Raw genomic sequence first — 20,359 nt, 5'->3', positions numbered from 1 at the left:
CTAGAGCGCCCGGCAATAGGGGCGTGGATGAAGGAGCGGGGCTGGGGTGCGTGCATCGCGAGGCGGAGGAGGGAGGCACCCTGGTTGTGGGTGTCGACCGACGACAACGTGGCGAGGTGCGTGCCCCAGCGTCGCGACGCCGCGTCCCCTATTGCCGGTCGCTCTTAGCTCATGTCTGGTAGATCCGCAAGTAGTGGATCTACCAGACATCCGGCGGGCTGAGCGGGCTGAGCGGGCTGGTCACCTTCCGGCAGGGGAGGGCTATCGGCGCGGACGCGTCGGAGCGGCCTGGGCCGCGAGCGCGGCGATCGAGTCGGATTCGCCGCCCATGTCGGGGGAGCGATCTTCGATCAACGTGTACGGACGCTCGTCGTAGCCGACGTAGAGCTGGCGTGGCCGGGCGATCTTCTGCTCGGGGTCGAGCAGACCTTCCTCCCACTGGGCGAGCCAGCCGGGCATCCGCCCGATCGCGAACAGCACCGGGAACATCTCGACCGGGAAGCCCATGGCCTGGTAGATGATGCCGGTGTAGAAGTCGACGTTGGGGTACAGCTTGCGCTTGATGAAGTACTCGTCCTCGAGCGCGATCCGTTCCAGTTCCATGGCCAGGTCGAGTAGCGGGTTCGTTCCGGTGACCTTGAACACCTCGTCGGCCACCTGCCGGATCATCCGGGCGCGTGGATCGTAGTTCTTGTATATCCGATGCCCGAAGCCCATCAGCTTCTTCTTGCCGTCCTTCACCTTCGCGATGAAGGCGGGAATGTTCTCCACCGAACCGATGTCGGTGAGCATCCGCAGTACCTGCTCGTTGGCGCCACCGTGCAACGGGCCGTACAGTGCGGAGATCGCGGCCGCGGCCGCGGAGAAGGGGTCGGCCTGGGAGCTGCCGACCGCGCGCATCGCGTTCGTCGAACAGTTCTGCTCGTGGTCGGCGTGCAGGATGAACAGAACGTCGAGCGCGTGTTCGAGGTTCGCGTCCGGCTCGTATTTGAGCTCGGTGGCCTTCCACATCATGTTCAGGAAGTTGCCCGCGTACGACAGGTCGTTGTCCGGGTAGACGTAGGGCAGCCCGATCGAGTGCCGGTAGGAGAACGCGGCCAAGGTCGTGATTTTCGCGATCAGGCGCACGATCTGCAGGCGTCGCAGGCCCGGATCCGTTATTTCCTTCGCGTCCGGGTAGAACGTCGACAGGGCGCCGACGGTCGACAACAGCATGCCCATCGGGTGCGCGTCGTGGTGGAAGCCGTCGATGAACTTCTTGATCGACTCGTGGACGAGGGTGTGGTGGGTGATTTCGTCCTCCCACACCGCCAGCTCCGTGCCTGTCGGCAGCTCACCGGCGAGCAGCAGGTAGGCGACCTCGAGGAAGCTGCTCCGCTCCGCCAGCTCCGTGATCGGAAATCCGCGGTAGCGCAGGATGCCGGCATCGCCGTCGATGAAGGTGATGGCACTGCGACAGCTCGCCGTGTTGGTGAAAGCGGGATCGTAGGTCATCAGACCGAAGTCGCCTTCGTCAACCTTTATCGACCGCAGGGCGGTGGCACGGATCGCGCCATCGGCGATCGGGATCTCATAGGTCTGACCGGTGCGGTTATCGGTGACGGTCAGGGTACTGACCTGCTCGGACATGCCGGGCTCCTCTCGCTGTAGCGATCACATCGGTGTGCGTGCGCCTTGGCTGTGGCGTCCGGGTCCGGACTGCTTGGGCCGGTTCGGCGGTAGGCAACGGTTGCCCCCAAGTCTCGCGGTTCGCGCCATCACACGCCCGCGATCGGTACCGTCCGCCCGGCGTGTCCTGCAACACCCGTTACATACTGTTCAGTGTTAATGCTCCGTGTCCGTAACATGACACGGTTAGTAAGAGTGCCCGGCAATAGGGGACGCGGCGTCGCGGGGCTGGGGCACGCACCTCGCCGCGTTGTCGTCGGTCGACACCCAACACCTCCGGTGCCTTCCTCCGCCGCCTCGCGATCTACGTGCCCCAGCCCCGCTCCTTGATCCACACCCCTATTGCCGGGCGCTCTAATTGTTGAAAACATGTGAAGACCAAGGAAAAGTTGTTCCACTGGCCGGTGTGCGCGATTTCCAGATACCGCGGAGTCACCAGATACCGCGGAGTCCACTGTCGTCAACATCTGGACCGGGCCCCCGGACGACCGGACAGCGGCCAGCTGGCCGCTGTCTCGTAGCGCTTGGCGGGATCCGGACCACTCCGCAGCAGGATCAACATCTCTGCTGTCCAGGATCGACAGGAGACGTCGGCGAGTGCTGCCACCATCGGTCGCAGATCCGGCCCCGGCGCGTCCGGGGGTTGCGCGGATCGTGATATGCCCTGCCTGCGTCCCGGATGCGATCGTGCGACGGTCGCGAGGGTCAGGTGACCACGCCAGGCCCGCGTGTCGTCGAGGCCGACCACGCCGGCCAGCTTCGCTTCCCGCGCCACAGCCGCGGCCAGCGGTGCCAGCGGTGCCTCGTCGACATCGGCGAACAGGACCCGTGATCCGAAACGGCCGCCGCCGGCAATGGTCACCGATGCCGGCGGATGCCTGCGGGCGACGTCGGCGAGCCGTTCGGTGAGATCAGGAAGGACGGCGGCCGGGACCTTGCCGAGGAAGGCGAGCGTGATGTGCCAGGTTTCGGGCGGGGCCCAACGCACCTCCGCCGCCAGCTGCCGATGGTCGGTCCGCAGCCGTCTGACGGCGGCGAGGAGCGGATCGACAACGTCAGTCGGTGGAACCAGAGCCACGAACAGTCGAGCCATAGCCAGCAGAGTCTGCGCGCCCGGCGGCTCCCGGGAAACCGACTGCGGCAGAACTCATCGTGCATACCACGAAGAGGGAAATGATAGAAATCATTTTGACAAATTTCCTTTTACTTCCCCGCGTGGAGAGTTTGAGACGGAGTAGTTACGAATTACGCTCCAGGTCGCCGCGGTGGCGGGCACTATCGGGGGGTGACAACGGTTCCCGAGCTGGTGGCCTCACGCGACCCGGCAGGCGCCCGCGAATGGCGGGAGCGCCGCCGTGACGCCCGGCGGCACCAGCCCGATCTTCCCAGTGCGATGGTTCTGGTGACCGATGGCAGCGACCGCACGACCGCGTCGGTCCTGCGCGACGCGGGTGTGGACGTCGTGGGCCTCCTTGCGCCCGAGCCGCTGGAATCGCTGGCCTGGGCCGCGGAGGCCGAGGCACCCAGGGCCTATGCGGATCTGGTCGCGATGCTGTCGGACGAGATCGAGTGTGTGTGCATCGAGATGACGCCGCCCGGGTCCGACGTGATCGCCCGAAGGGCCGTTGAAGCGGGGCTGCACGTGCTGCTGTCGCGGCCGATGACCGCTGACCCGCAGGCGTTGCAGGCCGTTGCCGATCTCGCCGAGGAGTCCGATCTCGCGCACGTCGTCGCCATGAACGGGCGTGCCTGGCCGGCCGCCTGGCACGTGCAGGCGTCAGCATCCTCACTCGGCCGCATCACCCAGGTGACCGTGTTCGCCGCCCCAGCCGGGTCGTCCGGTCGAGCCGAGATCATGGATCTGGTCGTGCGGTGGTGTGGAGACGTGATCGCCGTTTGTGCCCATCCGGCCGCCATGCCTGCCGCGAGCCTCACCGATGCCGCGCCTGTCACCCTGGCGCTGCTGTCGTCCAGCGGCGCCACGGTGCTGGTCAACGAACGACCCGACGGCCGACTGGACACCGCCACGATCACGATCTGCGGCACGGACGGGCGGATGGTCGTGCAGGGCCGTCGTGTCCTGCGCCAGGACGCGGACGGCACGCGGGACCTGCTGATGCGCGATGTGCCGGGCGCGCGTCCCGGTCTGGTCGAGGCGACCTACGACGTCGTGCGGGTCACGGAGCTCAACGACTCCGGTCTGGTGCGCGGCGCGACCTTCCACGATCTTCTGACGATCGGCCGGCTGCTCGCCGCCGCCGACGCCTCCCGGGCTGGCGGTGGCTGGGTGGAGCTGTAGGCCGACCCGACCCCCGACCCCGGCCCCGGCCCTGACCGCGTCGGGTGTCCGATGCGGCGCGGCCCTCACGAACCGGCCAGGGTGTCGAGGATGGGCGCGGCTCGGCTGAGGGCGGCCAGCTCGTCCGGGCTCAGCGACGCGAGCCGCTCGGCGAGCCACTCGTCGTGGCGCCGATGGTCGGCTTCAAGCAGGTCGAGGCCGGCCGCGGTGATCCCGGCGATGACCTGGCGGCCGTCGGTGGGATGCGCGCTTCGAGCGACCAGGCCGGCATCGGCGAGATGGGCGACCACCCGGGTCATCGACGGCGGCTGCACCCGTTCGTGCGCCGCGAGCTCACCGAGGGTCATGGAGCCATGTCGCTTCAGTGTCGCAAGGGCGGCGATCTGGGTGGGAGTCAGTGTGTTCGAGCGTTCCTGGCGCAACCGCCGCGACAGGCGCATCACGGACAGGCGGAGGACCGACGCGAGTTGAGCTTCGGTGGCACTGTCCATCAGGTCAAGGTACCTTGTTAGCGGCGCTAAGTTCCAGCGCGGTTGGACCTTCCCCGTGTCTCGTTCAGGTGCCTCGTTCAGGTGCCTCGCTCAGGTGCGTGGTGGGCGGGTCAGCGCCGACCTGGTCGGTAGCTGGTCGGCAGCTGATGGTCCGTCACATGTCCCGTCGTCGCGCGGCTTCTCCGAAGGAAGCCGGACAGTCGTGCGGTCAGCCTTCGCCGGGTCGTACCGGAACGGTCCAGCCGCCGTCGACGACCAGGTCGGCTCCGGTGATGAAACCTGCCCGATCACCGGCAAGGAAGAGAACGGCCTGCGCGATGTCCTCGACGGCCCCCAGCCTTTTGACGAGCAGATTGGGCAGCCATCGTGCCTCGATCTCGCTTGTACTGGCATCCCCGCCATGCACCATCGCAGTGTCGATCACACCGGGCAGAATGGCGTTCACCCGGATGTTCTGATCTGCGAGATCGACCGCCGCTGCTTTCGTCAGGCCTCGAAGGGCCCATTTACTGGATGTGTAGGCATGCGTTCGACCACCGGCACGTATTCCGTTGATCGACGAGATGTTCACGATCGCGCCGCCGCCGGACCGCCCCATGAGCCCGCAGGCCGACTTGATACCGAGGAAGGCTCCGGTGAGATTTGTTCCAACGACACGTTGAAACTCCTCGAGCGAGGTGTCGGCTATCCGGTTGAACGAGACGATGCCGGCGTTGTTCACCAGAACGTCGAGTCGACCGAAACGCCGTTCGTACTCGGCCACCACGCCGATCCATGCAGACTCGTCGGTGACATCCAGATGGTGATAGGTAACCTGGCCGCCGATCTCGGCGGCCAGGTGCTGTCCCTCGGCATCGAGGATGTCGCCGATTATCACCGCAGCGCCTGCCGCCGCGAACGCACGTGGCTCGGCGGCTCCCTGGCCACGGGCTCCACCGGTGACAATGGCTACTTTGCCCTCGAATTCGCTGATGGTCGTGTTTTCTTTCAGCCCGCGCTCGCCGAGGCGCCGTTTGCCGCGAGTGCCGCGGGTACCGGCTCGATCGCGGTGCGGTTCGCGGCTTCACCGCGCTCACGCCGGGCGACCTCCTCGTGGACGAGCGGAATGAGGTGGCGGCCGTAGTCAATGGAGTCGTTGTACGGGTCGTAGCCACGGATCAACAGGGTCGTCACGCCGATGTCGACGTAGTCGAGCAGCGCCTGCGCAACGGTGTCGGGCGTTCCAACCAGCGCGGTCGAGTTGCCGGCGGCGCCGGTGGCGGCGGCGAGCGGCGTCCACAGGGCCCGGTCGTGCAGTTCGCCGGCGGCAGCCGCGGCGAGCAACCGCTGTGACCCGACGTTCTGCGGCGCCACATCGGGGCTGTAGCGCGCGCGGAACTGACGGAAGATGCTGTTGGGCGCGTCGATGTTGGCACGCGTGGTCGTCAGGATGTGGTGTGCCCGTTCCCAGGCCAGCTCCTCGGTCGGGCCGAGGATCGGCCGGAACGACACGCTGATCCCGGGCCGGGGGCGACCAGCCTTCGCCGCGGCCTGGTTGACCGCGGCGATCTGCTCGGCGGTTTCGGCCAACGGCTCACCCCACAGCGCGAACACGTTCGCCTGCCTGCCACCGACCCGGTAGGCCGCCGGTGACGAGCCGCCGAAGTAGATCGGGATGTGCGGCTGCTGGACTGGCCGCACGGTGGCCAGGTGGTCGTCCAGCTTGTAGTACCGGCCGTCATGGCTGAACGGTTCGGTCGACGTCCAGGCCTTTCTGACGATGTCGAGGTACTCGTCGGTACGGTCGTAGCGTTCGTCCTTGGTCAGGTAGTCGCCGTCACGCCGTTGCTCAGCGTCGTTGCCACCGGTGATGATGTGGACGGCGATCCGGCCTGCGGAGAAGTGGTCGAGGGTGGCGAAGTACCGGGCCGCCACGGTCGGGAAGACCACACCCGGCCGGTGGGCGATCAGGTAGCCCAGCCGCTCGGTGTTGGCGGCCGCGTAGGCGGCTACCTGGATGTTGTCAGGTGAGCTGGAACCGTAGCCGATGAGCACCTTGTCGAAGCCGGCGTCCTCGTGCGCTCGCGCGATCCGGCGGACGTAGTCGCGGTCGACGGCCGGTCCTGATGTCTGGTGGGTCTCCGAGCCTTGGGCGGTGGAGATGAGGCCGATGAACTCGACGGGCATGGTGGAACTCCTTGCGAGCGGGGGATGGGTGTGCGAACTGGGTGCGAGCTGAATGCGAGCGGCGAGGGGTCTACGAACAGCCGTCGACGTCCGAGCCGTTGGTCAGGACCGGTCCGGCCCATTGCAGGCCCGCAAGGTTGACCACGATCGCTTCCTGGGTGCTTCGAGCGATCACGACGATGGCCTCGATGTCGGGGTCGGGGTTCTCCTCGCGATGGGGGATCCACGGCGGCACGAAGATGAAGTCGCCGGGTGAGGTCCGCACGCGAACCTCCCGCCCGGTGCCCGGCCCCGGTTCCCCATCGAGGTTCTGGTCGAGGAAGACGAACTGCGGGTGGCCACTCACCACGTAGATCGCCGTCTCGGAGTCGCCATGGTGGTGGTCGCCGGATGCGGTCGCCGGTGCGACGTGGACCTGCCCCATCCACAGTGTGGACGAGCCGACGGTCGTGCCGCTGATAGCTGAGAACCGGAGCATTCCGCCGGTCTGTGCGGTGTCCGGGCACAGGTTCGCCTGGGTGATCTGGTGGAGCCGGCGGTGGAAGGGATCCACATCGCCGAAGTCGGGTGGGCCGTACCCGGGTGGGCCGTACCCGGGTGGGCCGAATTCGGGTGCACGCTCGGCGGTCATGACTCGTTCGTGCCCCGATGCGGGTCATGGGTGACCCCGAGCCAGGCGAGCAGTTCGGCCCGTAGTTTGACGAAGGCCGGGTCGGTGACGCTTCGGGGTCTGGGCAGGGTGACGTCAATGCTGTGGGCGATCACTCCATCTTTCATGATCATCGCACGGTCGGCCAACAGGAGCGCTTCCTCGACATCGTGCGTGACCAGCAGGATCGCCGGGTTGTGGCGCTGCCAGAGCTGTTCGACAAGGCTCTGGGCCTTGATCCGGGTAAGGGCGTCGAGAGCGCCGAACGGCTCGTCCAGCAGCATCAGCTCAGGATCACGCACCAACGCCCGAGCCAGCGACGCCCGCTGTGCCTCGCCGCCGGACAGCGTCTTGGGCCAGGCCTCGGCGCGGTGGGCCAGGCCCACTTCTTCCAGCGCCGCGATCGCGCGGGCCTTGTCCGGTCGTCCGGGCAGGCCGAGGATGACGTTGCGCCATACGCGTTTCCAGGGCAGCAGGCGCGGTGCCTGGAAGGCCACGGCTCGCCGGGACGCCACCCGGACGTCTCCGCTGATCTCGGTGTCGAGGTCGGCCAGGATGCGCAGCAGCGTGCTCTTCCCGCAGCCACTCGCGCCGAGCAGCGCGACGAACTGTCCGGCCGGTACATCCAGGTCGAGGCTTTCGATCACGGTGTTGGCACCGAAGGCGCGTCGTAGGTTGCGGACCCCTACCGCGAGCGGGGTGCCCTCCGGTGCTGTCGTGCGGGGCGGAGCGGGAGCGGTGGGAGTGAGCAGCGTGCTCACGCTCCGCTGAAGGCTGGTCGCCACGACAGCAGCACCCTTTCGAGAAGTCGGACGAAGGCGTCGACGGCGAGCCCGAGGAAGGCGTAGACCACGAGGCAGACCACGATGATGTCGGTCCGCTGGTACTCCTGGGCGTCGTTCATGAGCTGGCCGAGGCCCCGGTTGGCGTTGACCTGTTCGGCGAAGATGAGCGCCAGCCATGCGATGGCCAGGGAGAAGCGGATGCCGACCAGGACGTTGGGCAGCGCACCCGGCAGGATGACGTGTCGGATCAGGCCCAACCTGCCCAGCCCGACCGTGCGCGCGGCCTCGACCAGGTTGGAGTCGACGTTGCGAATGCCGGCGTAGGTGTTGAGGTAGAGCGGGAAGGCGACACCGAAGGCGATCAGAGCGATCTTCGGCGTCTCACCGATGCCGAACCAGATGATGAACAGCGGGATGAGACCGATGAACGGCACTGTTCGGATCATCTGTACCGCCGCGTCGATGAGATCCTCACCGAGCCGGAACAAACCGGCCAGCAGCGCCAGGAAGATCCCGACGGACCCGCCGAGCAGCAGGCCGCTGCCGACCCGTTGCAGCGACACTCCGATCGCTTTTGGAAGATCGCCGTTGCTGACGAGATCGCCGAAAGTGGTGACCACCGTCCATGGGGAGGCGAGCAGTTCGGTGGACGTACTGCCGCTCCAACTCGCGACCTGCCACAACAGCAGCAGAAACAGCGGGCCCACCGGCCGCCGGATCCACCGGGGCACACCGCGCCGCCCGGCGGCTGACGGAGTGACCGTGACCAACGTCGGGGTGGATGCGGAAGCTGCGCCGGTGGCTGGCGCGTGCGGGACGTCGGCCGCAGTCGGGTCGGGCGCGCGTGCCGCCGCGTCCTTCTGGACAGGAAGTGTCTGGGTTGTCACAGGTTCTCCGCGGTGATTGGTGCTGGTGTTCGCCAAAGGCGGCGCGATCGTTGTTCCTGTGCGCCGCCGGCGGCGCAGGGGCTGGTGTTCGCCAAAGGCGGCGCGATCGTTGTTCCTGTGCGCCGCCGGCGGCGCAGGGGCTGGCATCGGACATCCGGGCGGGATGGCGGCATGTGTCGCGGACGATCCGCCGGGACCCGATGTTTGTCCCGGTCAATTCGGGTGATTTTTGATCACACTGCGTGCTTGCGGAGTACCTGTGCAGGTGGGTGCGGCGCTCCGCGTCACATGTCGGTCAGTAAGCCGGACATGCGGCGGACTTCACCCGGAGAAGGTCGATGTGACCCCGGGTAACAAGAAACGCCGACTTCAACATGAGATCAACGGAATCACACGGCTTCTACCTGCGTCAACCGGCTATGTAGTGTGACGCATATTACTTTCCCACTACTTGACTGAACAAGGTGTTAATACGCAGAGTGCTGTTTCGTGCCTGCTGAGACGATCCTGACGCGGCGCCGCTGCGTGGATTACGCCCGGGCCTGGAGCAGCCGCTGTCGATGACCGCCCCAGGTTCCCCCGTGACCCCGGGCGAGGGTGTTCGTGCCCCTACCTCATCGGCGCTCCATTGGTTGTCCATCGATCGTCTGACTTTCCGTGACTGAAATTCCTGATGATCAGGAGGGCGTGGATGCGCTCCTCGGCTCCGGTCATCCACTACTGATCATTTCTATCCCGTCCGTCACAGCCCGTACCGGTTCCGGACGGGAAATACCCGCGCCTCGGAGTTGCCTGATGTCACGCTTGTTCATCCATGTCAGACCCAGACCCCGGCTGCTCGCGGGCGTCACCGCACTCGTGGCCGTGTCGCTGCTGGCCGCCTGCGGTGGAGGGTCCGACTCCGCGAGCCCGAAGGCTGCCGTGACCAGCGTCAAGGTTGATCTTTCCGGGGTGACTCTTCGCGTTGCCGACCAGGTCGGTCAGACCAAGGCGATTCTCGAGGCGGCCGGTGTTCTGAAGGACGCTCCGTATAAGATCGAATGGTCGGACTTCTCGGCAGCCGCCCCGCTGCTACAGGCGCTGCGGGCGAACGCCGTGGACATCGGCCCTGCGGGTGATGCACCCACCCTCAACGCGATCGGTGCCGGCGCGCCCTTGAAGATCGTCGGCGTGACCCGAACCTCTGCCAGGGCAGTCGCGGTGCTTGTCCCGAAGGACTCACCGATCCACACCGTCGCGGACCTCAAGGGCAAGACCGTCTCGCCGACCACGAAGGGCAGCGTCGGGCACTATCTGTTGCTCGGTGCCCTCAAGGAAGCGGGGCTGCGCCCGGACGACGTCACGATTTCCTTTCTGACTCCGCAGGCCGCCAGCGCCGCGTTCGACTCCAAGCAGATCGACGCATGGACGACCTGGGACCCATACGTCGCGCTTGCGGAACAGAAGGGCGCACACATCATCCGCGACGGGGTCGGCATCAGCTCCGGGCTCGGATTCACCGTCGCGTCGGACCAGGCAGCCGGAGATAGCGCCAAGCGCGCAGCCATCGCGGACTTCCTGGCCCGCCAGACCAAGGCGTTCGACTGGTCCAATACCAACAAAGCGGACTTCGCCGCGTTGTTCGCCTCGTTGACGAAGTTGCCAGAGCCGGTGGCCACGGTGGTGGCCAACCGCCGCACGGTGGAATCTCCCCCGATCGACGACGTAATTATCAAGAAACTGCAGGAGACGGCGGATGTGTACACCGAAGCCGGCGTGATCGATCACAGGCTGGATGTCGCCCCGTACTTCGTCCGCTCGCTGACTTCCTGACCGGTCGTTACTGCCTGTCACACCTGCTCCACCAAAACCATGGAGGCTGGTCATGCCGCAGACCTTTCCGCGCATCGTCGTGCTGACCGGGAACCCACGTCCAGCCTCCCGGACGCGTGCGGTCGCCCGGGCCGTCGCCCAACGGATTTCGCACGGACTCGCCGCCGACCCGGCTTTCGACGCACGACCGACCGCACGCCCCGAAGACATCGACATCGACATCGACATCGACCTGGCCCTGATCGCCCAGGATCTGTTCGCCGACACCCATGGTTCGGCCGCCACCGCGCTGGAGTCCACGCGGGCGGCGGGCGTGCTCGTGGTGGCCACGCCGGTCTACAAGGGTAGCTACACGGGTCTGCTCAAGGTGTTCCTCGATCTGCTGCCCTCGGGTGGCCTGACCGGAGTAGTCGCCGTGCCGGTGATTGTTTCAGGTGCGCCGGCGCATCAGGCCGTCGCCGAGCTGCACCTGCGTCCGGTCCTCGCCGAACTCGGCGCGACCGTTCCCACGCCGGCATTCTCGATCGTCGAGGCCCAGCTGCCCGACCTCGGTGCCGAGGTCGACGGCTGGGTCGCGGCGAACAGCCGGCTGGTCCGGGCCTCGGCCGCGGTGCTCGCCACCAAAGCGGTGCTCGCCACGGAAGCGGAGCTCGCGCGATGAGCCACCCCGCCCGACACCCCGCCGACCCTGGATCGGACGAGCACGGTGTGGCGCAAGCCCCGGTCGTCCGGCTCCTGGCTGCCCCTCCCGCAGGTGCTTCCGGAAACGATGAAGTCGGCGCGGGCGTCGATCGCGACACCTACCGAAGGGTCTTCCGTCGGCACGCGGCCGGAGTCACGGTGGTGACCCTGGAAGGCCCGTCCGGGCCGGTCGGCTTCACCGCGACGTCTGTTGCGTCGCTGTCGCTCGAACCGCCGCTGATATCACTGTCGGTGTCATCGGTTTCGTCAAGCTGGCCGGCGTTGCTCCGCGCCGACACCGTGGTCGTGCACCTACTGTCCGACGGCCAGGACGACACCGCACAGCGCTTCGCGGCCAAGGGCGTCGACCGGTTCGCCCCGCCCACCCGCTGGACCCGCCTGCCCACCGGTGAGCCGGTGCTGGCCGAGACAACGGCCTGGATCCGGGCGCGGCTCGAGCATCGGATCGTCACCGGCGACCACCGTCTGCTGGTGGCCCGCGTGTTACAGGCCCACGTCGAGGATGACGACGCGCTGCCGTTGATTTATCACAACGGTCGCTACGGGACGCTCACCGGCGATGGCCGTCGATGAGTGTCCGGTGTCATTGAGCCGAATTTATGGACCGAATGCATCCGGAATTATATCGTTACGTCTTAAACGGGGGCGAAAAAGTGAATTATAAGAAACCTGGGCGAATATCATCTGAACAATACGGAATTCGCTTCCGTACCGTTTCAACAGTAGTTACCCTGCTCGCCCTGATGGCCGCCGTGGCCGCCTGCGGTGGGGGCTCGGAGAAGCCTGTCACCGCCGCCGCCGCGAGTGCAACGGGCACGCCGGATCTCAGTGGTGTGACGCTGCGAGTCGGTGAGACCGGGTATCAGCGGCAGCGACTCTATCTGGAAGGCGCGGGCCTGGCGAACACGCCGTACAAGGTCGAGTACGTCACGTTTGACAGTGGCAGCCTCCAGCTCCAGACGATGGCCGCCGGGAATCTGGACCTGGCGCAATCGAGCGAGATCCCGCCCATTTTCGCCAGCCAGTCGGCGGGTGGTGGCAACTTCAGGGTCATCGCGGTGATGCAGGCGACGACTCTGCTGCAGGAGGTGCTCATCCCCAAGGGGTCGTCACTGAAGAGCATCGCCGACCTGAAGGGGAAGAAGGTCGGGTACGTCGCCAGCACGACCGCCCACTACTTTCTTTTCAAACTGCTGGAGCAGGCGGGCCTGGGCTGGAACGACATCCAGCCGGTGAAACTCACCGTTCCCGACGGTGTCACCGCGCTTCTGTCGGGCAACGTCGACGCATTGGCCACCTATGGCAATGCGGTCATCACCGCCAAGCAGCGCGGCGCGACGACGTTGGGTAGCGGCGAGAAGATTCTTTCTGGTAACTACGCCTACGAGGCCACGCCGAAGGCGATCGCGGACCCGGCCGTGCACGCCGCCATCGCAGACTTCCTCGGCCGGCAGCAGAAGGCCTACGCATGGTCCCGGGCGCACCCCGACGACTGGGCGAAGACCACCGCCGAGCAGACGAAGCAGCCGGTGGCCCAGGCGTTGGAAACCTTCAACAACGGCGAAGCCCAGCGGCCGACCAGGCTCGTCCCCGCCTCACCGGCCACCATAGCCTCGGCACAGGATGTCGCGGACGTCTTCATCAAGGCGGAGTTGCTGAAGTCCAAGGTGAATGTCGCAGACTACTTCAGTACGGCGTTCAACGCCGAGATCGAGAAATTCGGCACCTGACGCCGGCAGACCACCTTCTCCTTCCGGAGGATCACCCATGTCGAGTCCCGGCGCATCGGCGTCCGTTGTTCCACCCCGTCAGGACCTGTTGGCCGATCTGGCCGCGGAGTTCGCCACGACCGCGGCCGAACACGACCGGACGGGGACCTTCCCGGCCGCGAACCTTGTGCGGCTGCATGAGGCGGGGCTGGTCGGGCTCACCGTTCCGGTCGCCTACGGTGGCGAGGACGCGGATCTTTCGACCGTGGTCGACGTGCTCGGCACGATCGCCCGGGGTGACCCGGCGACCGCGCTGGTCCTCGCCATGACCTATCTGGCCCACGCGCGTCCGAGCCGCAGCGCGGGATGGCCCGAGCCGGCGTACGCGCGGATCGCGCGTGCCACCGTCGAAGAGGGCGCGATGGTGAACCACCTGCGGGTGGAGCCCGACCTCGGTACCCCCGCACGTGGTGGGCTGCCGGCCACGACGGCCCGCTGGACCGGGGACGGCTGGGAGCTCACCGGTCACAAGATCTATTCGACCGGTGCGCCGGTGCTGCGCTGGATGCTGGTGTGGGCGGCGACCGACCCCGCCGCCGACCCCGCCGGGCCGGCGTCCGCTGAACCACGGGTGGGAAACTTCCTGGTACCGGCCGACGCGGCGGGCATCGAGATCGTCCGTACGTGGGACCACCTCGGGATGCGGGCGACCGAAAGCCATGACGTGGTCTTCGACCGGGTCCGTCTGAGCGCCGACGCCGGGTTGGGGCTCAGGCCGGTCAGCGCGTTGCGCGACCTGACGATCGACCCCTCGATCGTCGCCTGGGGTGGCCTGGCGATCTCCACGATCTATCTCGGCGTCGCAGAGGCCGCCCGCGACTGGCTCGTCGGTTTTCTGCATGAGCGGGTGCCGTCCAACCTGGGTAAGCCCTTGGCGAGCCTGCCACGCTTCCAAGCCGCCGTCGGCGAGATCGACGTCACGCTGACGACAGCCCGGGTGCTGGTCGAAACGACCGCAAATGGGGTTGATGCCGGGGATGCGGCTGCCGCCGCCCGCGCGAACGCGGTGAAGTCGACGGTCACGAATGCGGCGATCCGCGCGGTCGGCGCGGCAGTCGCATTGATTGGAAATCCCGGCCTGACCCGCGCGAACCCGTTGGAGCGTCATTATCGAAACGTGCTCTGTGGACGCGTGCACACCCCGCAGGACGATGCCGTCCACGCCGCGGCCGGCGCTGCCCTGCTGGCCCGTTAAACGCACACTTCGTTCGGCAGAGAGGACCAGACGATGAGCATCAGTACCGAGAACATCGGCACGGACAACATCAGTGGCGAGAACATCAGTGGCGAGAACATCAGCATCTTCACGGACGCCCGGGCAGCGGGCCCGTCGGACCGATCGAGCTGGGACCAGTCGAACATCGTTGCGCCCGCGGTCGGTGGACCCTGGCCGCGGCCAGAAGCGGAACGGACCGTCGTCGAGGAACGCCTGTACCGCAAGCAGCGCCTCGCCGGCGCCTACCGGATCTTTGGTCAGCTGGGTCTGGGCGAAGGGCTGCCGGGCCACATCACCGCACGTGACCCGGAGCTGCCCGGCCACTTCTGGGTCAACCGTCTCGGCATCGACTTCCGGCGGATCACCGTGTCCAGTCTGCTGTTGGTCAACGACGTCGGTGAGATCGTCGAAGGGACCGGGCCGCTGAACACGGCCGCGTTCGCCATCCACTCCCAGATCCACGCGGCCCGCCCGGACGTCGTCGCCGCCGCACACACGCACGCCCTGTACGGCAAGGCGCTGTCGGCCATCGGTGAACCGCTGCACCCGATCAGCCAGGACGCCTGCGCCTTCTTCGAGGATCATGTGATCTTCGCAGATTTCAACGGCGTGGTGCTCAGCCCGGACGAGGGACGTCGCATCGCCGAGACACTCGGTGGGCGCAAACTCGCGATCCTCGCGAACCACGGGTTGCTGTCGGTTGGTACCTCGGTGGAATCGGCCGCCTACTGGTTCATCGCCGCGGAACGCGCGGCCAAGGCACAGCTCATCGCCTCGGCCGCCGGCACGTTGCGGATTCTCGACGACGAGACGGCCCGGCTCACCGCCGGCCAGCTCTCCAGCGAGACGGGCGCCCGCTGGTCGTTTGAGGCGCTGTACCAGATCATCGTCGAGGAACAGCCCGACCTGCTGGACTGAATTACCACAAGATCGGCGCGAGTTTGTCGCCAGGTACGCGTATCAGGCCCTTATAGGTCGATTAGCTATGTGCTCTCAGCGGTACTCGCAGGTCGCTGACCTGCATGGGAGTGCAAGTTATCGGCACTGAGACGGATCTACATCGGGATCGGTCGCGGTAAGCGGCCCTGACGGGAGTCTCAACCTCCACGTCAGGGCCTCGATCCGAGACAACGGAGGTCCCGAACCGTGCTCCCCATCATCACCGAACTTCGAAGCCGCGCCACCGAAGCCGCCTACCGCCTGACCCTCGCCGCGGCTACGGCGGTCCTGGCCCACCTGGACCCGACCCCACCGGTCCGCCCACTCCCACGCCGGGACACACCGACCGTGCCCGCAGCTGTCGACGTCCCGCGCCTGGTCGCGGACCCGGCAACCGTGTTCTCGGCCGACGAGCTGGACGCCATCGACCCGGAGACGATCGCCCACGCGGCGGACGAGTTCGACCAGGCTGGCGACCAGGCCCGCGCCGCTGACCGCACGAAGCGACGTGCCCGCAAGTTCCTGGACCGCCTTCCCGCCGGTGTGTACGGCGCCTGGCTGGTCGAGCGTGTCGAGTCGCCCCGCCTGGTCGCGGACCTGGAGCTGATCCGCGCCACCTACGCCGCGGCCGGACTCGGTGACGTCCCCATGCGCCCGTGCGCGCCATCCCTGCGCGTCCAGCGTGTCGAGGTCCCCGTGTTGGCGGTGGCGGCATGAGCCCCATCAGCGGTGACCCCTTCGTCAATCACCCTGACCTCGTGCAACTCGGGCAGTCGACCAACGTTCCGGCGTTCATGGCCTTCGCGGCCATCGGCGCGAAGATCCGCGCGGACGAGGTTCTTGCCGAAGATTGCGCTGCGGACCCGCTCGTCCGGTTCGCGGCAGGGTGCCGCGCTGAAGGCGCCCGGATGGTCCTGCTGGCCGTGCGTGCGGAATTGAGGGCGGACCGGTGAGCGCCTACCTACTCGCGCTGATCGTTGGAGCTGTGGGGATCCTCGCCCTGCTGGAGATTCATCCGTCCACAGCCGGTGGCGACCTGTCGTCCCGCGGGACTGCCCCCGGTCCGCGCACGGCGCCAGCCGCCGTCCTGGCCCTGGCCGTAGGCGACGTACCCGACGACCGTTGGCAGCATGGTCTGTGCCGTACCTGCGGACACCTTCAGGACGATCACTCGTTCGTTGGGTGCGCACACTCGATCCAGTCCCAACGGTGTCCCTGCCCCATCCGCTCCGCGATCGCACCGCGCTGCATCACCTGTGGCGACCCGGTCGAGGGTGAGCCGGACGACTGGGGCTACGGACCCGAGCACCTCGACTGCCACGACGACGACGTGGAGCAGGACGCGGACGCCCCGCCGCCTGCTGTCGCCGAGGTAGACCCGGACCTGATCACGGCGGTCCTCGATCGGCTGGACCGGCCGGGCATGATGGCCGCCCTGACCGGCTGGAACTGGGACGACAGCGACTGCACCCGCGCCGCGGCGTTCATCCGCGCCGCTGTCGAGGCGGCACGCGGCGGTGCGGCATGAGCGGCCCGGTGGTGTCGGCTGCGTGGGCGGCTGGCCAGATCGAAGAGCAGATCGAACAGGCCGGCGAGGACGACATCCGGGTCGGCGGGCACGACCTGCCGTCGGGGTGGCGAGACGCCGGCGACCACGACGTGATCCCGACCGGCGCCGGACCGTGCGTGATCGGGCCGGACGGTGGGGTCTACACGGTGGAGATCAGGATCAGTGTCACGTTGACGCCGGTGGCGTCATGACCGGGGAGCGGCTGCACCGGATCCGTTGGGCGGTCCGCGCCGTACTGGCACTCGGGGTCGCGGCATCCGTAGCGGCGAACATCCTTGCCGCGCGTCCCTCGATCCCGGGTCGGGTCATCGCGGCCTGGTCTCCACTCGCCCTGCTGCTGACCATCGAACTGATTTCTCGGGTGCCGGTGCACCGTCCGGAGTTGGCGTGGGTGCGCCGTGGCGCCACGGCGGCCATCTCGTCCATCGCGGCGTGGGTGTCGTACTGGCACATGGTCGAAGTGGCCAGCCGGTACGGCGAGACGGCGACGTCCGCGCACCTGATCCCGATCTCGGTGGACGGCCTGGTCGTGGTCGCGTCGGTGTGCCTGGTCGAGATCGGCGGGCACCTGTCCGCGCCGGTGGTGGCGCACCCCGCGCCACCCGTGGCGCACCCCGCGCCACCGAATCCGGTAGTGGATGAGCCACGGGTGGTTCAACCCGCGCCACCGAATCCGCTCACTGATGAGCCACCGGTGGTGCGACCCGCGCCACTGGCGCGCACCACTGGCTCACGCCACCGGGTGGCGGAGCTCATCTCCGCGATTCCGGCCGACGACGGGAGATCAACCCGCCAGTTGGCCGATGATCTCGCGCCACTGGTCGGGGTCGCCCCCGCCACCATCCGGCGGCATCTCAGTGATCTACGCCGGGAGGTCTCGGCATGACCATCGACCACCGTCCGACGTGCGCCATCTGTGGCGCGCCGATGAACAACCGGTTCATTGCCGGTCGGCTGAGCCAGTGGACCTGGGCGCACGCCCGGGGGCACCGTCCCGCGGACGGACACAAGGCCGTCCCCCGGGCGGAGGACCGGCCATGAGCACCCGCGCCGTTTGCGCCATCTGTGGCGCATGGGTCTACAGCCGGTTCGTCGACCACTCGACCCGCCCGTACTCGGATGTCGAGTGGGTCCACGCACCGCGCAGCATGCCCGTTGACGGGCACGCTGCCGTCCCGAAGGCGGAACGGCGATGAACGCGGCGATGAACGGCAACGGACACGGCCCGGTGGCACTGGACGCGTTGGCACCGTTCGTGCCGGACGTCCTGGCCATCCCGGCGGTTGTCGAGGCTGTCGCACCGACTGTCGAGGCACCGGCTGTCGGAGTCCGCGAGGTAGACGACCAGGCGGACGACCACACGTCGATGCCGGTCGACAGTCCAGCGGCCGACGATGACCGGCCGGTGTGGGAGCGGCCAGCCGACCGGCGTCCGGTGGTCGCCCCATGGGTCCGGGACCTGTCCCAACTGCGCCGGGCGATCGCCTGGAGTGTGGGCGAGGCGCTGCACCCGGTGCTATTCCATGCGGCGCGTGGGCCGCTGTACGGCGTCCGGTTGGCGTCCGGGTCACCCCGCGGCGCCGTGAAGGCGTCCAGCGCGATGATCCGATGGGCGGGCGACGGTGCGACCCGCGATCGCCTCGCGATCCTCGACGCGAAGGACTCCGCCGCCTACCTCGCGTTGTCGCGCCAGCGGGACGATCGGGTACGGCGCCGGACACGAATCGGCGGCGTGGGCCTGGCGGCTGTCCTTGCTGGTCAGAGCGCGCTGTACGTCGCCGAACCGGGCCTGTTCACGGCAACGACCGTTGCCGGGGTCCTGGCCCTCGGTGCGGTAGGAAGGCGCCGCGACCGGCCGATCATCGACAGTCCCACCACCGTGTCGTCTCGTGCACCCAAGCTCAGCAGCGACGTAGTGGAACGGGCGTTGGCGAACTGCGGCCTACCCGCCTCGATCGCTACGAAGATCGCCACGACCGGATTGGAATGGGTCGCACCGATCGCCATTGACGGTCCGGGATGGCTGGCACAGTTCGACCTGCCGTACGGCGTAACGGTGGCGGAGGTCGCCGACAAGCGCGAGAAACTCGCGTCCGGTCTACGCCGGCCACTCGGTGCGGTATGGCCCGAGCCGGAATCTGACGAGCACCCCGGGCGTATGCGGCTGTGGGTCGGTCAAACGACGCTGGCGAAAGCAAAGGCACCGGCGTGGCCGCTGCTGAAAGCTGGCCAGGCGGACATCTTCAAGCCGTTGCCGTTCGGGACCGATCAGCGGCTACGGCCGGTGTCAATTCCGCTGATCTTCGACTCGGTGCTGATCGGTGCGATGCCCCGGTACGGGAAGACGATGGCGCTACGGGTGTTGTTGCTCGGTGCGGCGTTGGACCCGCACGTCGTGCTGTACGTCTACGAACTGAAGGGCACCGGGGACCTGTCCTCACCTGGCGAGCAGGTCGCGCACCGGTACGCCAGCGGTGCGAACGACGCGACGCTACGGGCCACGATGGACGGCCTGGAAGAGGTCTACGCCGAACTGGAACGGCGCGCAGACCTCATCCGCAGCCTCCCGAAGGCGGTGTGTCCGGAGAACAAGATCACCCCAGAGTTGGCGCACCGGCCCGGGTCGGGACTGGCACCGATCCTGCTGTCGATCGACGAATGCCAGGAATTGTTCTCCCACAAGGAATTCAAGGACGAAGCCACCCGGTTGTGTGTCGCCATCATCAAGCGCGGTCCCGCATTGGGGATCATGCTGGCGTTGGCGACCCAGCGACCCACGGCGGAATCCTTGCCGAAAGACATCAGCGCGAACATGGGGTTGCGGTTCTGCCTACGCGTCGCGGGTCATGTAGAAAACAACATGATCCTCGGCACGGGAATGTCCGCCCGTGGTGTCCAGGCGTATCAATTCGGCCGCAAAGATAAGGGCATCGGTTGGCTAGCCGGTCTCGATGATGATCCGATTGTTGTCCGCAGCGCCTATGTGGACGCGCCGGCGGCGGAGCGGGTGGCTGACCGGGCACGGGCACTGCGTCTCGCGGCGGGTCTGTTGACCGGACAGGCGGCCGGCGAGGCTGTCGAGGCGACCGACGACGGTCCGGACCATCGCTTCCTCGGCGACGTCCTGACCGTGATGCGGGACGACAGCGAGCATCTCGCGGTCCTGGCCGTGCGCCTGGCCGATGTCGACCAGCGCTACCAGCTGGACGGCGACCCGTGGCAGACGCAGCGACTCGGTGGCGCGCTACGCGCGGCCGGTGCCGAGGTCACAAAGCAGCTGTGGGCTACGGCCGTTGATGGCACCCCGGGCAACGCCACCGGGGTCACCCGGGACACGGTCCGCGCCGCGATCTCTAGAGCGGCAGAGGTCTAGGTCTAGACCTGGGTCTAGACCGCGATCATGCCT

Annotated in this window: 23 protein-coding genes; 15 read left to right on the top strand and 8 right to left on the bottom strand. The window is 67.4% G+C overall.

The window, feature by feature from the left end; all coding sequences use genetic code 11:
* Positions 1 to 261 precede the first annotated feature (261 nt).
* Both U9983_RS07505 and thpR read right to left on the bottom strand, forming a co-directional pair.
* Positions 262 to 1,629 (bottom strand): citrate synthase, encoded by a 1,368-nt coding sequence (locus U9983_RS07505; protein ID WP_322750703.1) that lies wholly within the window; start codon positions 1,627 to 1,629, stop codon positions 262 to 264.
* Between the two features lie 499 nt (positions 1,630 to 2,128).
* On the bottom strand, positions 2,129 to 2,761 hold the full coding sequence (gene thpR / locus U9983_RS07500; RefSeq protein WP_322753323.1) for an RNA 2',3'-cyclic phosphodiesterase: 633 nt from the start codon (positions 2,759 to 2,761) through the stop codon (positions 2,129 to 2,131).
* Between the two features lie 192 nt (positions 2,762 to 2,953).
* Here thpR and U9983_RS07495 point away from each other — a divergent pair, with 192 nt between their 5' ends.
* The gene (locus tag U9983_RS07495; RefSeq protein WP_322753322.1) at positions 2,954 to 3,967 is read left to right on the top strand and encodes a Gfo/Idh/MocA family oxidoreductase; all 1,014 of its coding nucleotides are present in this window, start codon (positions 2,954 to 2,956) and stop codon (positions 3,965 to 3,967) included.
* A 65-nt stretch (positions 3,968 to 4,032) separates the two neighbouring features.
* On the opposite strand, the gene U9983_RS07490 is transcribed toward U9983_RS07495, so the two are convergent.
* From U9983_RS07490 to U9983_RS07465, 6 genes are all read right to left on the bottom strand, one after another.
* Entirely contained in the window at positions 4,033 to 4,458 is a 426-nt protein-coding gene (locus U9983_RS07490; RefSeq protein WP_322750700.1) for a MarR family transcriptional regulator, read from the bottom strand.
* Between the two features lie 208 nt (positions 4,459 to 4,666).
* Positions 4,667 to 5,431 (bottom strand): glucose 1-dehydrogenase, encoded by a 765-nt coding sequence (locus tag U9983_RS07485; RefSeq protein ID WP_322753327.1) that lies wholly within the window; start codon positions 5,429 to 5,431, stop codon positions 4,667 to 4,669.
* A 14-nt stretch (positions 5,432 to 5,445) separates the two neighbouring features.
* A complete protein-coding gene (locus U9983_RS07480) occupies positions 5,446 to 6,624 on the bottom strand; it encodes an LLM class flavin-dependent oxidoreductase (protein ID WP_322753321.1) in 1,179 nt (392 codons plus the stop codon).
* 70 nt (positions 6,625 to 6,694) lie between these two features.
* Positions 6,695 to 7,255 carry a cupin domain-containing protein gene (locus tag U9983_RS07475; RefSeq protein WP_322753320.1) on the bottom strand — a complete coding sequence of 187 codons (561 nt, stop codon included), beginning with the start codon at positions 7,253 to 7,255 and terminating at the stop codon, positions 6,695 to 6,697.
* Positions 7,252 to 8,058 carry an ABC transporter ATP-binding protein gene (locus U9983_RS07470; protein ID WP_416211301.1) on the bottom strand — a complete coding sequence of 269 codons (807 nt, stop codon included), beginning with the start codon at positions 8,056 to 8,058 and terminating at the stop codon, positions 7,252 to 7,254. Before U9983_RS07470 ends, U9983_RS07475 begins: the two co-directional genes overlap by 4 nt.
* A complete protein-coding gene (locus U9983_RS07465) occupies positions 8,031 to 8,945 on the bottom strand; it encodes an ABC transporter permease (protein WP_322753319.1) in 915 nt (304 codons plus the stop codon). Before U9983_RS07465 ends, U9983_RS07470 begins: the two co-directional genes overlap by 28 nt.
* A gap of 795 nt (positions 8,946 to 9,740) precedes the next feature.
* Here U9983_RS07465 and U9983_RS07460 point away from each other — a divergent pair.
* From U9983_RS07460 to U9983_RS07395, 14 genes are all read left to right on the top strand, one after another.
* On the top strand, positions 9,741 to 10,757 hold the full coding sequence (locus tag U9983_RS07460; RefSeq protein ID WP_322753318.1) for an ABC transporter substrate-binding protein: 1,017 nt from the start codon (positions 9,741 to 9,743) through the stop codon (positions 10,755 to 10,757).
* Between the two features lie 52 nt (positions 10,758 to 10,809).
* On the top strand, positions 10,810 to 11,418 hold the full coding sequence (locus tag U9983_RS07455) for an NADPH-dependent FMN reductase (protein WP_322753317.1): 609 nt from the start codon (positions 10,810 to 10,812) through the stop codon (positions 11,416 to 11,418).
* 47 nt (positions 11,419 to 11,465) lie between these two features.
* Positions 11,466 to 12,032: a flavin reductase family protein gene (locus U9983_RS07450; protein ID WP_322753316.1), complete on the top strand. Its 567-nt coding sequence runs from the start codon at positions 11,466 to 11,468 to the stop codon at positions 12,030 to 12,032.
* A gap of 26 nt (positions 12,033 to 12,058) precedes the next feature.
* A complete protein-coding gene (locus tag U9983_RS07445; protein ID WP_322753315.1) occupies positions 12,059 to 13,189 on the top strand; it encodes an ABC transporter substrate-binding protein in 1,131 nt (376 codons plus the stop codon).
* Positions 13,190 to 13,226: 37 nt separating this feature from the next.
* Entirely contained in the window at positions 13,227 to 14,423 is a 1,197-nt protein-coding gene (locus U9983_RS07440) for an acyl-CoA dehydrogenase family protein (protein ID WP_322753314.1), read from the top strand.
* A gap of 33 nt (positions 14,424 to 14,456) precedes the next feature.
* The gene (locus U9983_RS07435; protein ID WP_322753313.1) at positions 14,457 to 15,362 is read left to right on the top strand and encodes a class II aldolase/adducin family protein; all 906 of its coding nucleotides are present in this window, start codon (positions 14,457 to 14,459) and stop codon (positions 15,360 to 15,362) included.
* Between the two features lie 228 nt (positions 15,363 to 15,590).
* Complete coding sequence (locus U9983_RS07430; RefSeq protein WP_322753312.1) at positions 15,591 to 16,100, top strand: hypothetical protein; 510 nt, start codon at positions 15,591 to 15,593, stop codon at positions 16,098 to 16,100.
* Entirely contained in the window at positions 16,097 to 16,336 is a 240-nt protein-coding gene (locus U9983_RS07425) for a hypothetical protein (RefSeq protein ID WP_322753311.1), read from the top strand. The genes U9983_RS07430 and U9983_RS07425 overlap by 4 nt, the downstream gene beginning before the upstream one ends.
* Entirely contained in the window at positions 16,333 to 16,911 is a 579-nt protein-coding gene (locus U9983_RS07420) for a hypothetical protein (protein WP_322753310.1), read from the top strand. The genes U9983_RS07425 and U9983_RS07420 overlap by 4 nt, the downstream gene beginning before the upstream one ends.
* Positions 16,908 to 17,144, top strand: coding sequence for a hypothetical protein (locus U9983_RS07415; protein ID WP_322753309.1), 237 nt, complete (start codon positions 16,908 to 16,910; stop codon positions 17,142 to 17,144). The genes U9983_RS07420 and U9983_RS07415 overlap by 4 nt, the downstream gene beginning before the upstream one ends.
* Positions 17,141 to 17,839 (top strand): DUF2637 domain-containing protein, encoded by a 699-nt coding sequence (locus U9983_RS07410; RefSeq protein ID WP_322753308.1) that lies wholly within the window; start codon positions 17,141 to 17,143, stop codon positions 17,837 to 17,839. Before U9983_RS07415 ends, U9983_RS07410 begins: the two co-directional genes overlap by 4 nt.
* Positions 17,836 to 17,994 carry a hypothetical protein gene (locus tag U9983_RS07405; protein ID WP_322753307.1) on the top strand — a complete coding sequence of 53 codons (159 nt, stop codon included), beginning with the start codon at positions 17,836 to 17,838 and terminating at the stop codon, positions 17,992 to 17,994. Before U9983_RS07410 ends, U9983_RS07405 begins: the two co-directional genes overlap by 4 nt.
* Positions 17,991 to 18,149, top strand: a complete 159-nt coding sequence (locus U9983_RS07400; RefSeq protein ID WP_322753306.1) for a hypothetical protein — start codon at positions 17,991 to 17,993, stop codon at positions 18,147 to 18,149. The genes U9983_RS07405 and U9983_RS07400 overlap by 4 nt, the downstream gene beginning before the upstream one ends.
* Positions 18,146 to 20,326: an FtsK/SpoIIIE domain-containing protein gene (locus tag U9983_RS07395; protein ID WP_322753305.1), complete on the top strand. Its 2,181-nt coding sequence runs from the start codon at positions 18,146 to 18,148 to the stop codon at positions 20,324 to 20,326. Before U9983_RS07400 ends, U9983_RS07395 begins: the two co-directional genes overlap by 4 nt.
* Positions 20,327 to 20,359 lie beyond the last annotated feature (33 nt).

It is taken from the genome of Protofrankia sp. Cas3, from assembly GCF_963555955.1.
Classification (GTDB): domain Bacteria; phylum Actinomycetota; class Actinomycetes; order Frankiales; family Frankiaceae; genus Protofrankia.
The sequence above is the reverse complement of the archived record's forward strand: the minus strand, read 5'-3'. Positions and strand labels throughout refer to the sequence as shown.

Excerpts from the sequence above, each read along its gene's own strand:
- U9983_RS07440 (WP_322753314.1), top strand. The coding sequence starts at position 13,227 with ATGTCGAGTCCCGGCGCATCGGCGTCCGTTGTTCCACCCCGTCAGGAC.
- U9983_RS07425 (WP_322753311.1), top strand. The coding sequence starts at position 16,097 with ATGAGCCCCATCAGCGGTGACCCCTTCGTCAATCACCCTGACCTCGTG.
- U9983_RS07445 (WP_322753315.1), top strand. The coding sequence starts at position 12,059 with ATGGACCGAATGCATCCGGAATTATATCGTTACGTCTTAAACGGGGGC.
- U9983_RS07460 (WP_322753318.1), top strand. The coding sequence starts at position 9,741 with ATGTCACGCTTGTTCATCCATGTCAGACCCAGACCCCGGCTGCTCGCG.
- U9983_RS07490 (WP_322750700.1), bottom strand. The coding sequence starts at position 4,458 with ATGGACAGTGCCACCGAAGCTCAACTCGCGTCGGTCCTCCGCCTGTCC.
- U9983_RS07455 (WP_322753317.1), top strand. The coding sequence starts at position 10,810 with ATGCCGCAGACCTTTCCGCGCATCGTCGTGCTGACCGGGAACCCACGT.
- thpR (WP_322753323.1), bottom strand. The coding sequence starts at position 2,761 with ATGGCTCGACTGTTCGTGGCTCTGGTTCCACCGACTGACGTTGTCGAT.
- U9983_RS07415 (WP_322753309.1), top strand. The coding sequence starts at position 16,908 with ATGAGCGGCCCGGTGGTGTCGGCTGCGTGGGCGGCTGGCCAGATCGAA.
- U9983_RS07435 (WP_322753313.1), top strand. The coding sequence starts at position 14,457 with ATGAGCATCAGTACCGAGAACATCGGCACGGACAACATCAGTGGCGAG.
- U9983_RS07480 (WP_322753321.1), bottom strand. The coding sequence starts at position 6,624 with ATGCCCGTCGAGTTCATCGGCCTCATCTCCACCGCCCAAGGCTCGGAG.
- U9983_RS07410 (WP_322753308.1), top strand. The coding sequence starts at position 17,141 with ATGACCGGGGAGCGGCTGCACCGGATCCGTTGGGCGGTCCGCGCCGTA.
- U9983_RS07400 (WP_322753306.1), top strand. The coding sequence starts at position 17,991 with ATGAGCACCCGCGCCGTTTGCGCCATCTGTGGCGCATGGGTCTACAGC.
- U9983_RS07395 (WP_322753305.1), top strand. The coding sequence starts at position 18,146 with ATGAACGCGGCGATGAACGGCAACGGACACGGCCCGGTGGCACTGGAC.
- U9983_RS07505 (WP_322750703.1), bottom strand. The coding sequence starts at position 1,629 with ATGTCCGAGCAGGTCAGTACCCTGACCGTCACCGATAACCGCACCGGT.
- U9983_RS07475 (WP_322753320.1), bottom strand. The coding sequence starts at position 7,255 with ATGACCGCCGAGCGTGCACCCGAATTCGGCCCACCCGGGTACGGCCCA.
- U9983_RS07405 (WP_322753307.1), top strand. The coding sequence starts at position 17,836 with ATGACCATCGACCACCGTCCGACGTGCGCCATCTGTGGCGCGCCGATG.